At 35.2% G+C, this 17,829-nt stretch carries 9 protein-coding genes; 3 read left to right on the top strand and 6 right to left on the bottom strand.

All coding sequences use genetic code 11. From position 1 onward, the window contains the following. Positions 1–54: 54 nt before the first annotated feature. Positions 55–2,913 carry a glycoside hydrolase family 2 TIM barrel-domain containing protein gene (locus tag IEV84_RS13235; protein ID WP_188494749.1) on the bottom strand — a complete coding sequence of 953 codons (2,859 nt, stop codon included), beginning with the start codon at positions 2,911–2,913 and terminating at the stop codon, positions 55–57. A gap of 17 nt (positions 2,914–2,930) precedes the next feature. Beyond that, positions 2,931–4,289 carry a rhamnogalacturonan acetylesterase gene (locus IEV84_RS13240; RefSeq protein WP_188494750.1) on the bottom strand — a complete coding sequence of 453 codons (1,359 nt, stop codon included), beginning with the start codon at positions 4,287–4,289 and terminating at the stop codon, positions 2,931–2,933. Positions 4,290–4,855: 566 nt separating this feature from the next. Between IEV84_RS13240 and IEV84_RS13245 the strand changes: the two genes are divergently transcribed. Together IEV84_RS13245 and IEV84_RS13250 are read left to right on the top strand one after the other, a co-directional pair. Further along, entirely contained in the window at positions 4,856–7,924 is a 3,069-nt protein-coding gene (locus tag IEV84_RS13245; RefSeq protein WP_188494751.1) for a SusC/RagA family TonB-linked outer membrane protein, read from the top strand. Positions 7,925–7,945: 21 nt separating this feature from the next. After that, complete coding sequence (locus tag IEV84_RS13250) at positions 7,946–9,892, top strand: RagB/SusD family nutrient uptake outer membrane protein (RefSeq protein ID WP_188494752.1); 1,947 nt, start codon at positions 7,946–7,948, stop codon at positions 9,890–9,892. 130 nt (positions 9,893–10,022) lie between these two features. Here IEV84_RS13250 and IEV84_RS13255 read toward each other — a convergent pair whose 3' ends face one another. From IEV84_RS13255 to IEV84_RS13270, 4 genes are all read right to left on the bottom strand, one after another. Continuing rightward, positions 10,023–11,099, bottom strand: coding sequence for a GntR family transcriptional regulator (locus IEV84_RS13255; RefSeq protein WP_373282916.1), 1,077 nt, complete (start codon positions 11,097–11,099; stop codon positions 10,023–10,025). A gap of 457 nt (positions 11,100–11,556) precedes the next feature. Next, complete coding sequence (locus IEV84_RS13260) at positions 11,557–13,347, bottom strand: prolyl oligopeptidase family serine peptidase (protein WP_188494753.1); 1,791 nt, start codon at positions 13,345–13,347, stop codon at positions 11,557–11,559. Between the two features lie 63 nt (positions 13,348–13,410). Then, complete coding sequence (locus IEV84_RS13265; RefSeq protein WP_188494754.1) at positions 13,411–14,745, bottom strand: right-handed parallel beta-helix repeat-containing protein; 1,335 nt, start codon at positions 14,743–14,745, stop codon at positions 13,411–13,413. A 101-nt stretch (positions 14,746–14,846) separates the two neighbouring features. Then, a complete protein-coding gene (locus IEV84_RS13270) occupies positions 14,847–15,968 on the bottom strand; it encodes a glycoside hydrolase family 88/105 protein (RefSeq protein WP_188494755.1) in 1,122 nt (373 codons plus the stop codon). 193 nt (positions 15,969–16,161) lie between these two features. On the opposite strand from IEV84_RS13270, the gene IEV84_RS13275 reads away from it, so the two are divergent. After that, entirely contained in the window at positions 16,162–17,745 is a 1,584-nt protein-coding gene (locus tag IEV84_RS13275) for a glycoside hydrolase family 28 protein (RefSeq protein WP_188494756.1), read from the top strand. Positions 17,746–17,829 lie beyond the last annotated feature (84 nt).

A 17,829-nucleotide genomic window follows, 5' to 3' on the forward strand; every position in this document is an offset into this window, starting at 1 on the left:
ATATTTAAAAAAATTATTCGAGCATTCGTGGCAAAATAAATTATTTATTTTATCTTATCTAAAATCAAACCATAAATTCATCTGGATTCCTTCGTCGCCACTTTTGATTCGAATACTTGCAGCCTGACTGTGTGGTCCGTGGTGCTCAATAGGTTTAAAATCACGCATAGCGGGAATTTCATACATAAACGAAATATTTCCTTCCGGAAACGCCGGTTGCGGATACGTTCCTTCAAAACCATTTTTAGGTAAATCCGGTGTAAATAATCTTAAGAACACTTTTTCAGAAGCCGAAAACATTTTAAAACTATTATTGTTTTTTGCTTTTAAAGCTCCTGCGTAAAAATCAGCATGATAGCCTTTAAACTCTGGTAAAATCATATTTTCAAAACTCTCTCCCGGAATCGTCTGATTGTATTCTTTTTCCCAAATGCCATGAGTAGTTCCTTTGATTCGGTTTTTCCAAACGTGATAAGGGCCTTTTCCAAACCATTTCATGCTTTCTACTCCTTCTTCAGGAAAATCAAAAGTAATACCAAAAGCATCTACTTTATCCTGGAAAAAAGCGCCATCAAAACCATTATTCGCTCCTGCATCTTTAAGCACCAACATTTCCATTTTCAATCTGCCATCGGCAGTCATTGTCCATTTAATTTTCTTGATTCCGCCTTTATAATTCACTGTCAGTACCGCCGAATTATTTTCTACAGCTGTTTCAACATTTTTCACTTCGGCAATCATCCCAATTGGTGTTGGTCCATTTGTCAAAGGAACAATTCCGTTTTTGTTTTTAACCGAAATTATTTTTCCTGTTTTCTTATCGAATGCTACTTGAACATCTTTGCTAATCAATGAAACAGAAGCTGCTTCGTCTTTGATACTTACTTTTGCTTTCGATTCTTTTTTCAACAAAAATTTCTCCGCAAAATAATCTCCTTTATGAATCGTCCAGGTCCAGGTATAAATCTCTCTTCCATGTTGGTCGCGAGCGGTAATTTCAACCCAGTCTCCTTCGAAAAAGTTCGCAGCAACAGGAATTTTTATCTTCGAAGTTTCTCCCGGATCAATACTTGGAATTGTAATTTTTCCTTTATCTAAAATCGAATTACCATTGTTCGAATACAGAGCATCTTTATTCGCCTTAACAACTCTATATTCCATTGTACAAGTATTCAAATTGCTAAAAATATAATCGTTGCTGATGAAAAATGTTCCGTCAAACTTAGCTGTAATACTCGCCGGAGCAAATTGAATTGGCGCCCAAATTTCTTTAATAGCATAAAAACTGCCTTCTTTTTCACGGTGTGGTCCCAAAATTCCATCGGCAGCCAAAGAACCCTTCGAATCAAATTGTTCTTTACCTGTCCAATCTGATCTTTTCACTGCTTCGTCACAAAAAACCCAGATGAATCCACCAGCAAAAAGCGGACTTTCTTTAAAGTGATTCCAAAAATCTTCCAGTCCTGCTCCTCCTCCATTATCATAAGTTGCGTGCATGAATTCTGTTGGAAAGAAAACATTTTCACCATTTACAAATCGGTGAATTCCGGTTTGGTACGCAGGATAATGATGCGCATCCCAACCATCAAAATCAGACCAAGGGTGAATTACAATACGTTTTTGAGGATCTAAATCTCTAAAAACCTGATCGACATTATAGTTCCATCCGCCTTCGTTTCCGTTATCCCAAATAATAACTGATGCATGATTGACATCGCGGGTTACCATTTCGGTTACTAATTTGGTTCCAGTTGCAGTATCATAGGAATTTTGCCAACCTGCTAATTCATCCAAAACAAAAATTCCCAACGAATCGCAAACCTGTAGAAAATGACTATCGGCAGGATAATGACCACGCACGGCATTCATATTCATATCTTTTAACAAATTCACATCCATAATACTTAGACGTTTGCTGGTACTTCTACCCGATTCAGGCCAAATTTCATGTCGGTTTACGCCTTTCATGATAATCTTTTTTCCGTTTACATAGATTCCGTCTTTTTTGATGAATTCTAATGTTCTGAAACCGATTCTTTCCGTTCTTTCATGAATGGTTTTTCCGTTTTGTTTCAATTCCAGTTTTAGATTGTACAAATTAGGCGTTTCCGGACTCCAAGGTTTAATATTTGGAAATTGCATGCTAATGACTTTTTTAGTCTCTTTAGCATTCACATCGAAAGAATGTGAACCAATCACATTATTGTTTCCGTCTGCCGAAATTGAAGCAACAATTGTGCTTTTTTGAGAAAGATTTTGAAAATCGACATGAGCGTTTAATGTTCCGTCCATTTTAGCATCAACAGCCACGTGAGCGATATTTTCATTTGCCATGATTTCTAACCAAACCGGACGATAGATTCCGCCAAAAAGCCACCAATCGGCTCTTCTTTCTGCAGCATTTACCGAATTATTAGCCGAATGTTTGGAAACATGCGCTTCCAAGACATTAGTCCCTCCATAATTCAATAAAGATGAAATATCATATTTGAATTCGTAAAAACCACCCTGATGAATTGGCCCAGCCAATTTCCCGTTGATTTTCACTTCGGTATCTGTCATCGCGGCGCCAAAAACAATATAAATCGTTTTGCCTTTATCGGAAGCTGTAATCTGAAATTCGTGTTTATAGAAACCTTCTTCTTTACTTGGTTCTTTTTGATTTAATTCTTTGTACCAACGACCATAAGTATATTCGCCAAAACCTTCTAATTCCCAGTTAGACGGCACATTAATTTTAGACCATTGTTTACTGTTGTTTCCTCCAGTAACCATAAAATCCCATTTTACGGGATGTTCAAAATCTGTCCCGGAAAGGAACACTTTTTTAGTTTGCTGTGCATTTGCACTTAATCCGCATACGCATGAAAGAAATAAAGCAGCAACAGCTTGTAATGATTTTTTAAAAAACATAAAATTTGATTAAAGAATTAATTTCCGTCTGGTTTTACAATTTCAAAACGCTGACTCATTGGTAAAGTCCATTTTGCAAAAGCATTCGGTTGGTTTGGATTATATTGTGGTACTTCTTTTTTGAAAAAATTAGCCAAAGGATTGTTCAAATCACGAAGTCCTTTAATTACGCAAAGCGCAATTTCATTGGCTCCAAAAGAATTAAAATGGGTATTATCTTCTAATTTTTCTTTTTGTCCCGGAAAAGTATTCGCCGGATATTGAACAAAAGCTTTTCGAGATGGTTCATCACCCCAGCTTTCGTATAAAGTAGTTGTCAATTTTGTAATATCAACCAAAGGAACATTCATTTCCTGAGCTACTTTTCGCATCGCATCAGGATAATCGCCGTGAGTAGGTTTTAAAGTTCCATCAGGATTAAAAGCGCGACGCTGAACCGGCGTAATTAAAATAGGAATCGCTCCTTTATCTCTGGCAGCCTGAACATATTCGCGAAGAGAAGCCGAATAAGACTCCCAGGGTCCAATTCCCTCGCCTTTTTCTTTCTCATCATTATGAGCGAATTCTACAATTAAATAATCTCCGGGTTTTATAAGTGACAAGATTTTTTTTAAACGCAAACTCGATTTAAAAGAACGCAATGCTGATCCTGAAACTGCATAATTTGCTACTACAACATTTTCGTCAAAATAATTAGTGATAAATTGTCCCCAGGATGCCCAAGGTTCCAAATCCTGATCAGTAACCGTAGAATCTCCCGCTAAATAGACCGTTGTAACATTCGAAATTGGAATAATACTAATACTTTTTATTTCTACTGTTCCAAGAAACTCCAATGTTAGTTTTTCATCCCAATTTAATTGACCAAAATCTCTGTCTTTCAACTGGATTTGTGTGTTCTCATCTATTTTAGGAAATCGAACATTTACATTAAAGGTCTTGGTAACAATTTGTCCTTTTCTCAACTGAAGCTGATCTACAAATAATCTTCTTGATTCCGCTTTAATAGTAGTATTGGTATTTTTGATTTTACTGCCAAAAGTTACCGAAACCTGATAATTCCCTTCAGGAAGTTTCACCGAAAAATAGGTTGGCACGGTTGCACTAAAAGAATCTGAATTTAATTTCACATTCGTTGCTGTATTATAATCGAATCCATATCCCAAAGCAGTATTATAAGTCAAAACATTATCAAGTGCTATAATTTTTTTGGATTTTTTTATTTTTCCACCAAAGTAAAAAACCTGCTTTCCTATTGTCTTTGAAGTTGTTATAGTAGTTTCCGACAATCTCTTTTCAGAAGCTACAGCATCAACTGAAAAATTGAAACTACACCATAAAAACATTAAAAAAATCATCTTGTTTTTTTGAATCATAAAATATCTGATTTACTTTTTAAATAATGGACTAAAGTACCCATTTCAGGACAAAGCAGTATCCTGCACTGTTAGGCAGAAACCCCAGAAATCCGACATTTCACAAAAAAGGGCTAAAAAAGAGTTTTTCCCTACCAAAAAAACATTCTGAAATTTTAAAATTGTTCAAAAAAAAATTTAACAAAACAGCTTTTGTAATCGATTACTTAGGAGGTTTTTATCAAATTAAAAACAAAAAACAACAAAAACAAGCTAACAGTTTTTTCTTTCAAAAAATCCATCACTGAACTATTCACAAACCCCAAAAAAACACATTTAACTGATAAACAACAACTTAATCCTTAAGTGTCAAAAAAACATTTAAAAAACACAAAAAAAATAATTTAACACAATTAACAGCAGAATACAGGATACGTTAATAATAAGTTAATTTTATTTTCGTATCCGTAATTATTTTAACTATTTTTTTTGTAGTTTTAAATTATAATCACATTTTTTTAACACATTATCATTTCACAACAAACCAAACCTAATTAATTAATTAATTAACAAAAACCATTTTTTTTATGAAACATTCATTCGTAAAGTATTTGGTGTTCTTTAGCATCATGCTGACCAACATGATTGCTTTAGCACAAACCAATACCATCACAGGAACTGTCAAAGACAATGCAGGCATGCCAATACCCGGCGCCAATGTATTAATCAAAAACACCAGCAGCGGTGTCCAAACGGATTTTGACGGAAAATTTGCCATCAAGGCAAAACCGGAAGACATCCTCGTTGCCTCATTTATTGGAATGAAAACAACTGAAATAAAAGTAGGCAATCAAACAAACATTAACTTTAAACTAGAAGACGAAGGAGCTAAACTGGAGGAAGTAGTTGTAGTAGGATACGGTACAAGAAAGAAAAAAGACCTAACTGGTTCGATTGTTAGTGTAGGAGCAAAAGAAATCGAATCACGACCGGTACAAAACGCTGTTCAGGCTATGCAAGGAAAAGCAGCCGGGGTTGATATTGGATCTAACGAACGTCCGGGAACCGTTGGAAGCATTAACATTCGTGGATCCCGTTCCATTACAGCATCAAATTCTCCTTTATATGTAGTAGATGGAATTCCTTTAAACTCAGGCGGTATCGATTTTATCAACCCAACTGATATTGAATCCATAGACGTCCTTAAAGATGCCTCTGCAACTGCAATCTACGGATCTCGTGGAGCCAATGGTGTAATCATTGTTTCCACCAAAAAAGGAAAAAACGGAAGATTCACTATTAATTATGATTCTGCAGTTAGCACTGAAAAAATCAATGAAAGAGCACCATTAATGAATGCCGGAGAATACATTGAATTACGCCGTTGGGCAAGATATTATTCAAATCCAACTGCATTTGCACCGGGAAATGCACCAACTATCGCTAATGACAAAGACATCTTTTTAGCTACTGCCGACCCTGCTGCCTGGGCTAATATAGAAAAAGGATGGGCAGGAGGAACTTGGGACGGTTCAAAAGTAAGCACCACCGACTGGACTAAATATGTTACTCAAACAGGAGTAACCCAACAACATACTTTAAGTGTGAGTGGTGGGACAGAAAAAATGAAAGCCTATGGTTCTTTTGGATTCCTTGACAACACAGGTACTTTAAAAGGACAAAGCTACCGACGTTACAATGGTATCGCTAATGTTGATATTACCCCAACCGAATGGTTTTCTATGGGAGTTAGCCTTAACACCAGTTATGGTTTAAACGAATATGGTTTATCTAACGTAGGTCGTTCAGCAGTAGCCTCATCTGATGGCATTTACCTTACTGCCAGACAAAACTTACCTTACGCAGTACCTCTTGACGCAGATGGAAACAGAATTCAAAATCCCGGAGGAGATTCTACTATTAGAAACGTTTACGAAGAATACAAATACTCACAAGACCAGCGTTTGACCTTACGTTTTTTTGGTAGCCTTAATGCTCAATTAGATTTTGGCGGATTCTCTAAAACTTTAGAAGGTTTAAAATATCGCATCAATTTCGGTCCGGATATCACCTCATATCGCAATGGAGTATTCCTGGACGGAAAATCTTCAGCCCGTTCCGGAACTAGTTTTGCTTCATTAGCGAAAAATCAAACCATATCTTACACTCTGGACAATTTGATTTTGTACAACAAGACCTTTGGAAAACATGATCTCGGTGTAACTTTACTACAAAGCCAGACACAATATTTTAATGAAGAAAGTGCGATGTCGGCACAAAACATTAAAAACCCAAATAATAAATGGAATGCTTTAACTACTGCAAATGTAACTTTAGCTGGATATTCATCCAATATTACTGAAAGCGGATTATACTCTTATATGGGAAGATTAACCTATGGTTTTGACGACAAATATCTAGTAACCGCTTCAGGTCGTTATGATGGAGCATCTCAATTAGCGCCTGGTTACAAATGGTCTTTTTTCCCAAGTGCCTCTTTAGCATGGCGTATAGACAAAGAAGACTTTTTACAAAATATTTCATGGCTTAGCGCGCTAAAATTAAGAGCCGGTTATGGAGTAACTGCAAATGCTTCTGTAGATCCATACCAAACCCAACCACCATTGTCTCAAATTTTATATTCAACATCATCAGGAGTAATAAACAATAATCAATTAGGAAACGTTGAATTAGGCTGGGAGAGAACTGCGCAATACAACTATGGTATCGATTTTGGCTTGTTCAACAACAGAATTTCAGGAAGTTTAGAATACTACACTTCTAAAACAGATGATTTATTATTCAATAGAAACATCCCATCAGTTACAGGTTACGGTACAACATTACAAAACATTGGAAAAACAAAAGGGAACGGTGTGGAACTTACTTTAAATACCGTAAACGTTAAAACCGCTGATTTTGAATGGAGCTCTAACTTAAGTGCTTCTTATCAAAAAAGCACAATTGTAGAATTACAAAATGGTAAATTTGACGACATTAACAACAACTTATTCATTGGACAAACCCGAGGTGTTATATACGGTTTTGAAAATAATGGCGTATGGAAACCGGAAGATGCAGTTGAAATGAATAAATTTAATGCCGCCGCAGGAAGCACAGTTTTCACATTTGGTAATGCCAGACCGGTAGATCAAAACGGAGACTATAAAATTGACGCCAACAATGATCGTGTCATTTTAGGAAGTACCGAACCAAAATACATCGCCGGTTTAACCAACACTTTCAATTACAAAAACATCGAATTATCCATTTTCGTTATTGGACGTTTTGGATATTTATACGATGCGGGAGGAGAAAACTTAAGTGGAAAAACAAGCCAAAGAAAATTAGATTACTATACTGATGACAATACGGATGCAGAATACCAAAAACCTATTTTTTCAGCAGGTACCGGTGATTTATATAATTCTATTTTTGGATACAAAAATGGATCTTTCTTAAAAATAAGAAACATATCTTTAGGTTACAATTTTGAAGAAGATTTGGTACAAAAATTAGGATTATCAAGACTAAGAGTTTATGTGCAGGCAGCTAATCCGGGTATGATTTTCTCAAAAGTGAAATGGGTTGATTTAGATACCAGAACTACTTATTCCAATAGAGGAATGACATTAGGGTTAAATGTTCAATTCTAAGAAAATTAAAACAAATAAATTATGAAAAATTATAAAAAATTATATATCAACATAATGCTGGTAGCTACATTAGGTCTTAGCACTTCTTGTAGTCAGGATTTCTTAAATGAAGAATTAACCACAGCATACAGTAAAGACTATTTAAAAACAGAAGAAGGAATTCAGGCATTATCTATCGGAACTTACTATCAGGTTTTTGCCTTAGACATGAATCGAGAAGTACCGCTCACAGCAAATCAATCAGGAACAGACGAATTTCACGTTGGAGGTGACCCATCTAACGGACTATGGAATTCTTATGCTTCAGGATTTGGATCATTTGTTACTGTATCGAATTCGAATACCGTAGCAGCTAATACCAATTGGGACAACTTATACATTGGAATAGGTAATGCTAATCAATTAATCGAATCGGCTACTGCAATTGCTTCTACCAATGATGCCATCAAAAAAACAGCACTTGGAGAAGGTTACTTTATGAGAGCTTACAATTATTTAAAATTAGTAAGGCAATATGGTGGTGTCCCTTTAAAACTTAATGTAAGTACTACTGTACAATTAGAATTCACAAGAGCCTCTTCTGAAGAAGTATTAAATCAGGTCATTGCTGACTTTACCCAAGCTTATAACTTATTGAGTAATACCGGAAGTCCAAATAAGATTACTAAAGATGCAGCTGCCCATTATTTAGCGAAAGCTTATTTAACTCGTGCCAGCGAGATTAATGACGCCTGGAATTCATCTACAAAATCAGCAGACTTACAACAGGTTGTTACTTTATCAGATGAAGTAATTTCCCGCCATCCTTTAGCACCTAACTACGTCAACTTATGGGATTTTAAAGCTGCTGATGGAGCCAATGAAAAATTATCTGAATTAATTTTATCAGCTGACTTTAACTCTAACCAATTAACAACCGGAGGAAACCAACAACATCTGTACTTCCTTTCTACTTATGACCAATTACCACAAATGATTCGTAATACAGCAGGAGGAAGACCATTTAGCCGTTTAGCACCAACTTACTTTACTTATGACATATTTGACAAAGTAAACGATTCCCGTTTTTGGAAAAGTTTCCAAACAAAAAGCATTGTCAATAATGCAGCGGCAGGAAGCGGATATGTTAATGGTGACTTAGGTATTATGTACATCATGAACAGCCCCACAGACAATCGATTTGCCTTAACCAGAAACAACGGAACAATAATCTATTCTAAAACCGGAAAAACGATTCCTAGTGTATTTGTAGCTTATGCTGCTGATAATTTTGGTTTGATGAAAGATGTACGATTCCCTTCATTAAGCAAATACATGGATGGATCAAGACTCGACTTTAACGCCACAAAAGGAAGCAGAGACATCATATTAGCGCGTTCAGCAGAAACTTATTTAATGGCTGCAGAAGCCAAAATTCGTTTAGCTAAATTAGGAACCGGCTCTTATAGCGATGCACTAAGTTACATCAACACCGTTCGTAACCGTGCTACTTATAAATCAGGCGAAAACAGAGCAGCTTATACTGACGGATCTGCCGCATGGACTACAGCTGTACAAGGAGGTAGAGCTAGCTCATTTATTGCCGAGAATTCCTATTACGAATCTAACAACATAGCTACTACAACAGCAGCTACCGATTTAACTATTGCCGGAATTAACGCACTTCCGGCTGCAGATCAGGCAGTAATCACAAAATTAGGTTATACAACTGACTATGACCGTATGCTTTGTTTAGTTTTAAACGAACGTACCCGAGAACTTTGCGGTGAATTCCACCGTTGGGAAGACTTAAGCAGAACTAAAACTTTAGTAGCTAGAGCCAGAGAGTACAACCCGGAAGCCAAACCAAACATCCAAGACTACCATACACTGCGTCCAATACCGCAAACATTCTTAGATGGAATTTTCACAAATGGAAGGCCACTAACTGCTGCTGAAAAACAAGCTATGCAAAACACTGGTTATTAATTATTAAAATTAATTGTTTGTTATTAAAATGGAGGCTAAGTCCTCCATTTTTTTTATAGGGTAATATGTTTTAAAAAAAAGCCTTGTAAATCACTGGACTTACAAGGCTCTATATTTTTTTTAAAAAAAACTAAATCGAATTCCTGTCAATAAAATTAAATGGGTTTTTAATTTTTCCGGATTCTTTATTTAAAATCATACTGGCAGCTGTAGCTCCCATCATTTTGAAATCAGTTGAAATTACTGTGATTCCAAGCAATTCCTTCAACGGAGTATCATTGTATGAAATCACTCCTATTTCCCTTCCCAATTCAAAATCCTTATCCCTGATTTGTTTGACAAGACTCACCAAATCGGATTCTTCTATGGTAATAAACAAATCGCCTTTTTTCAAGACTATATCATCATAAACCTCACGCAGTACCTCATACTCCAGTCCTGAATCGACACAAAATCGTTTAAATCCATTTAAAATTCTTCTTGGATAAGGATAAACAGAACTTTCCGGATAAATTAGAATCAGTTTATTGTATCTTGAAATTTTTTCCAGCCCCTGTTTCAATGCACCGTAAATATCATTTTCATAGTCCTGACAAACTTCAATTACTGAATCTTCAATTCCTTTGTTATTATCTAAAATAACTAATTTCTCTTTTGGAATCTTATTAATTGCCTGTAAAACACTTTCTCCTGAACTAAAATGAGTCAAATCATCTGATTTAAAGTGAGGCATAATCACATAATAATCATAAGCTCCGAGGTATTTATCAATAAGATTCAGGAACAAAGTTTGATCGCAATGATAGATATGCAAATCGGTTTGAGAGTTCCCGCCAATGCTATTAATAAAAGAGTTATAAATTCTCATCTTATAAGAACTCAACTTATTAATCAGGAAAAGGACATTGACTTTGGCAATTAATTTAGTACGGGTAACATAATAGCCTTTTCCTCTGATAGGAGTAATAATCTTTCTTCTTTTTAAAATATTATAGGCTTTTTCTACAGTATCTCTTGAAAGATAGAACTCTTCACTGAGCATATTGATAGAAGGCAACTTCTGATCCATCTGCAATTTGCCTGTAGAAATATTATTAATTATCGAATCTACAATTTGTTTGTATTTTGGGATTCTCGAATTTTCACTCAAACTTATTGTAAAGGAAACTCCTTCATCAACCATTTCTTTTGTCAAAAACTTTTCCATTTTACTTCTAAATTATATTTGTATTTCTTTACAACACATAAAAATCCTTTGCATTATTCTTTGCTAAAAGAAAGCAATAATCCCAAATAAAAACTTGTAATCGATTACCAAATATAAAAAATATTTCACTATAAAAATAAAAAGAACCGAAATAAAACAAAAAACACTAAATTTTGAAAGAAAACATATTATATACGCAAAAACCCAATTAATTTAATGCAAACTACCCAATATAATTTTCCTCAGTACATTAAAACAAAAAACCCATTAAAACCGACAGATTTTAATGGGTTGGATTTAGTAAGAACCTATTTAAATTTGCTCCAAAAAAAAGAAATTTTCTTTTTCCCCGTCCCTAAAGGGTGGAAAATTTCTTGAAAATTTATCAAAATAACACCCTTTAGGGGCGGGGAAATAGATTTTGATGAATTTTAAACAGGCTCTAAAAAAGATTTTTTTATTCTTTCATCAACTGTAAAAGTATTGATTTTGGCACTTCTAATACCGTTCCATGACGAGTTCCTGAAGGAAAACTAATTTTATCCGAAACATCTTCCCAGCCTTTATCAGTTTGTTTTATAGCGCCGTATTTATGGTCTCTGTATTTATCAAAATACACCAGCCATTTCCCATCAATCTTAATGGCTGTTGGTCCTTCAGCCCAGTAGTTTCCTGTAATCGGAGTACTGGCTTTTGAATATGGACCGGTCAATTTATCACTATAAGCTACTTTAATATTTTTTTGCACAGGAACTTTGGTTTCGTCTTTCAAAAACATAATATAACCTTTTCCATCTTTTAAAATAGAAGAATCAATCACATTAAAGCCAGGTTCATACAGTAATTTTGTTGGTGAGTAGGTTTTAAAATCTTTAGTAATGGTATAATAAATCCTGTGATTGTAACCGCTGTCTTCCGTAGATTGGGTTTCAGGAAATTTCCCCGGAATGGTACTTGCCCAATAAATCATGTATTCTTTATTCAACTCATCGTAAGTGATTTCTGGAGCCCAGGTATTGCGTGTTCCACTTTCATGCTCCATAACAGGCAAAAATTCCTGTTTTGACCAATGAATCAAATCTTTAGAAGAGGCATAACCTATTCCTTTATCGGTCCAACTCACCGTCCAAACCATGTGATACAATCCATCGCCTCCTTTAATGATACAAGGATCACGCATCAGTTTGTCTTTTCCAACTTCAGGAGTTAAAAAAGAAGCATCTCTTTTTAATGATTGCCATTTATAGCCGTCTTCACTATACGTTAAATGCAGTCCATCTTCACCATTTCCTTTAAAATAAGAGAAAAGATAAACTGATTTTTCTGCAATTATTTTATTGGCTACCAACCAATGTTCTAAAGAAGCAGACCAATCGGTATTGGTTCCTTTTGTCCCCAATCCAAAACCATGACCTCCATTTTCATATACATGCATTTCGGCAGCAACTTTATTCTTTTTCAAAGCCAAATAATAATTGATACTATTCTCAACCGGAACGGCGTGATCGTCGGTGGAATGAACTAAGAATGTTGGCGGCGTTTTTTCATCAACTAATTTTTCATTCGAATATTTAGCAATCAAATCAGCAGAAGCCGTTTTTCCTAAAAGACTTTCTTTTGAACCATTATGGGTAATTCCATTTTCCATCGAAATCACCGGATAAATCAGCATCGAAAAGTCAGGACGCGCACTCACTCCATCTTTCACTTCATAAACTGCATCTGAATAATGAGTAGAAGCTGTTGCCGCCAAATGACCTCCTGCCGAAAAGCCCATAATTCCGATTTTGTTAGTATCTAAATTCCATTTTTCGGCATTTCTGCGCAAAACACGAATGGCTTCCTGCGCATCCTGCAATGGACCAACCGTTTTGTCTGCCATAATAAGATCTGATGGCAAACGGTATTTCAACACAAAAGCCGAAATTCCAATGGAATTAAACCATTTTGCCACATTGATTCCTTCTTTATCAATAGACAAAACCGAATATCCTCCGCCGGGACAAATAATAACAGCAGCATTCTTAGCTGATTTGTTTTCGACCAAAAAAGGCATTAAAGTTGGTTCAGTAACTTTTCTAATTCCTGTACGATTGCCTTGAGCATCTAATCGGGGTTCTTCTTTGTAAGTGTCATTTTTAACAGCTCCGGGAACCTTACTCCACAAAGCAAAAGCTGCACTTTCCTGAGAAAAACCATTTACGGATACTCCTAAAAAAAGCGCTAATCCAAGCAGTGTTTTATTCATTTTATTCGTCATTTTTTTTTAAATTATATTTCTACAATAAGCAATATCAATTTTGCTACACTTTTATTTTTGTTCAAAACAACCTAAATCAGGAGCTTTCCCTTTAAAAGGAAAACCAATAGTAACTCCGGCATCAATTAAATCACTCGAAGGAGCTAATTTTAAAAAATCCGTATTAGGCAAACTTCCATCAGCCTCTCTTGGAGCCATTAATAATTTTTCATCCAAACTTAAAAAATCATTTTCAGAAATTGAAATGGCATTCAAATCAAAAGAATTATTTTTTAAAACACAACGTGATTTATCAATATTAGCTAATTCTCTTACTTTAGCAGCAAATCCTAAATTGTTCACTAACTCATGATTCCAGCCGGGTCCGTCAGTTCCAAAATCAGTTGGATTTAATGCCACGCAATTCAGCATATCATAATTCACTCTGTTTTTATAGGCCGTATTATTGTGCCAATAATTCCCTTCCAAATGATGATTAGCATAAAAACCCCCTTGTTTATTTCCAACTGCTAAACAAAAACGAACGGTATTTTTAGGTATTGGTGTGTAATTGGCAATAATATTATCATAAGGATTTCGGCCTTTGGCATAGCCGCCAACTTTAAATCCGTTTCCGTCAGCACGACTTACAAAACCGGAAGAATAGCCGTTGTAAAAAGCCCAGCAATTTTCAATTATTACTGGCTCGGCATTATTAATTAAATCAAAACCATCGTCGCTATTAAACCAGGCACGACAACCTCTGAAAATAGTATTGACACTTCCTTTTTCAAGATGAACTCCAAAACCATCGGTGTTTCCTCCTTTTCCACCTTCAGAAACCGAATCCCAATTATTATAAGCATCACAATTTAAGATCAAATTATTGGAACCACTCAAAACATAAACACCAATTGCCATTCCGTCGTGCATTTTTATTTGTTCCAATGTATTATTGCTTCCGCGAACTTCAAAACATTCGGATTGTGTATGCGTTTTTATCGTAACCTGAACTCCTACCACTTCAATTCCTTTTAGGTGAATATTATTTCCACTCACTAAAAAAGCTACAACTCTTTTACCAACAGGCTTAATATCTTTATAATCAAAAACTGGTTTTTCATTTTGATAAGCCAAATACGAAATTCCGTTTTTATCTAATTTAGTAACGTAAGCCCAAATGCCCCTTAGCTGAGCGATTTGTTCTTCGCGCATAGTATAAAGACCACCTCTTATGTAAACCACATCACCTGAACTAGCTAATTCCTGCGCTTTTTTTATGGTTTCAAGCGGTTTTGTCAGCGTTCCATCATTCGCATCATTCCCAGAAGGAGCAATATAGAATTCCTTTCCAAAAGAAAAAAAACTGTTTAAACAAAGTAAGACAACTAAGATTTTAAATTTCATCTGACAACAATTAATATTCATTAAAAAAGGAAGCTGTTACACTTCCTTTTTATTTTTTAGAACCTATTTTGAATTTGCATTAAAGTCAAAACAGTATTCAATTATTTCATCTTATAAATTTCAGATCCTGCTAATAAAAAGCATCCCAAACCATAATCTTCAAAATCAGGAATTTTATCAACCGTAAGCGGTTGACCGTCTTTTGGTTCTTTCCCTGTAGATTGCAAATAACCTAAGAATCCGTTTTTTTGCAAACTTTCAGTGGTTAATGCTTTCCATGCTTTTTCAATAACCGGTAAGTAGGTCTTTTTATCTAAAATTCCGTTATTGATTCCGTAAGCCATACCATATACAAACAAAGCAGTTCCTGAAGCTTCTTTTTCTCCAAAATTAGTTGGATCATGCAAACTCACATTCCAGAATCCGTCAGCTCTTTGAATTGGAACCAAAGCTTTAGCCATTGCTTTTAAATCGTTTACATATTGTTCTCTGTGTGGTGCGTTTTCAGGAATAATGGTCAAGACTTTTGCCAATGCGCCAATTACCCATCCATTTCCACGGCTCCAGTAACAATCTTCTCCATTTGGTTCTTTGTATGGCGGATCAAAATCGGCATCACGCCACCACAATCCGTCTTTTGGATTGTATAATCCGTTATCACCGTGTTTATTTCTTGAATACATGTACATTTCATACATTTTCTCAAAATAACGATTGTCTTTTTCTAAAACACCTAATTTGGCAAAAACCGGCATTCCCATTTGGATAGCATCAATCCAGGACCAATCATCATTTTGCGGTGTATTCAAAAGCATATTGATATTTGCCTTTGTATTTTTAAGCTTTTTAGCATCCGGTTCTAAATTATACAAATCAATATACGTTTGAGCGGCGCAATAATTATCGGCATTACGAGTGATATTTCCTCCATTAAATCCCCATTTATGAAATTCTGCCCAATCATAAGCGTATTTGTAATAGACATCTTTAGGATAGATTTCATGCAAAGCCATTAATCCTTCATAATAAACACCACGAGTCCAGATATTACTTGGACGCTCTTTGTTAGTGATGATTGTTTTGCCCGTATCAGGCCATTTGTCCATAAAATATTTATTAGCCAATTCCATTTGAGACAATACCAGCTTTCTGTCAAAAGACTGTGCTTTCAAAGCTGAATTGTACAATAAAATAGACGTAAAGATTAGAACCAGTTTCTTCATTAGTTTACTTTTTTGAATTAATAATAAATTTAACGTTTTTATTTTCGATGAAAATAAATAATTAGGTAAAAATAGCGTTGAAATCCCTATTCCCTGTCCTGTTGCATCCTGCTAAATTAAAATTAATAATTAGTTTTGCAGTAAATATTCTTTTTTAAACAAGAATTATAAATAATTTTAAGAAAATCAACTGATGAAATTAAAAAAAACAGCATTTCTATCCCTAATAATTACAGTATTGATTTCCTGCAATTCGAAGAAAAATCTAAATAATCCAACTTCAGCAACAAAAATTCCAACACAGAACGAAGTAGGTGTTAAAATGTTGACGCCCGAAATTGAGCATGTAAAAGCTCCTTTTGCAACTATAAAATTTGAAAAACCCACTTTCCCAGCTGAAAAAGTGATTTTAAAATTATCTCCAACTGAATTAAATACTGAGACAATTCAAAAAGCCATTGATAATTTAAGTGCAAAAGGTGGCGGAACTATTGCAGTTCCTAACGGAAGATGGATGACAGGGAGAATCCAGCTGAAAGACAACATCAATTTTCACTTGGAAAACGAAGCGCAATTAGTTTTTAGCGGTGAAATAAAAGATTTTCTGCCTGTAGTTTTCACCCGTATCGAAGGAATCGAAGTCATGTCTCTTGGAGCTTGTATTTATGCAAATGGCGCTACCAATATTGCCATAACCGGAAACGGAAAATTAGTTGGTCCACAAGAGGGCTCCATCCGTGATAATATTTTAACCAAAGATGTTATTGATAATGTTATTGATCCAAAAACTCCCGTTGCCGAAAGAATTGTCGATGGAAAGAAACAAAACTGGATTTTTCCTCCAATGTTTATTTCGCCAATTAATTGCAAAAAAGTCTATATCGAAGGTGTTTCGTTATCCAACACTGCTTTTTGGAATATTGTTCCTATATATTGCGACAATGTAATTATTCGTGGAGTTACAGTAAATTCTGTCGGAACAGCTCGTGGCGACGGAATTGATATTGAATCCAGCAAAAATGTATTAATCGAATATTGTAACTTAAGTGCCGGTGACGATTGTTTCACCATGAAAGCCGGTCGCGGAGAAGATGGAATCAGAGTTAATAAAGCTACCGAAAATATCGTCGTGCGTTATTGTCTTGCTCTAAAAGGTCATGGCGGAATTACCTGCGGAAGTGAAACTGCGGGAATGATTCGCAATCTGTATGTTCACGACTGTGTTTTTATCGATGCCGGTGTTGGTATCCGATTCAAAACCCGAAGATCTCGTGGCGGTGGCGGAGAAAACCTTATTTACGAACGCATTCGAATGAATTTAGATCAAACTGCTATTAAATGGGATATGTTAGGTTCATCAGGAAGTGTGGGCGACCTTGCCGATCGTTTACCAGCCAGAGCAATCAATAAACTAACACCTAATTTTAGAAATATCACTATTAAAGATATTATCATCGAAAATTCCAGCACCTTTATAAAAGTTTTTGGGATTCCGGAATCTCCGGTAACGAATTTAACAATTGAAAACGCAACAGTAAATTGCAACGAATTATTTAATGCTCACGATCTTCAAAATGCTTTGTTTAAAAACATTTCAATTACAGCAAAAGATTCCACATTGTTTTTATTAGATTCTAAAAACATTATTTTTGATCGAATAAATTTCAAAACACCAAACGCTCCAAAATTGGACGTAAAAGGAACGACATCTGATTCTATTATTGTTCGTTCAAGCAAAAACATGAAAGATATCAAATGGTTTTCGAATAAACAATAAATATAAATTATTGAATTACATCAGGCTTTAGCCAAAATTTCATTAAGTCAAGAACCAATCCTCTTAAAAAGAGCAACTTCCTGA

The organism is Flavobacterium palustre, assembly GCF_014639535.1.
Classification (GTDB): Bacteria; Bacteroidota; Bacteroidia; order Flavobacteriales; family Flavobacteriaceae; genus Flavobacterium; species Flavobacterium palustre.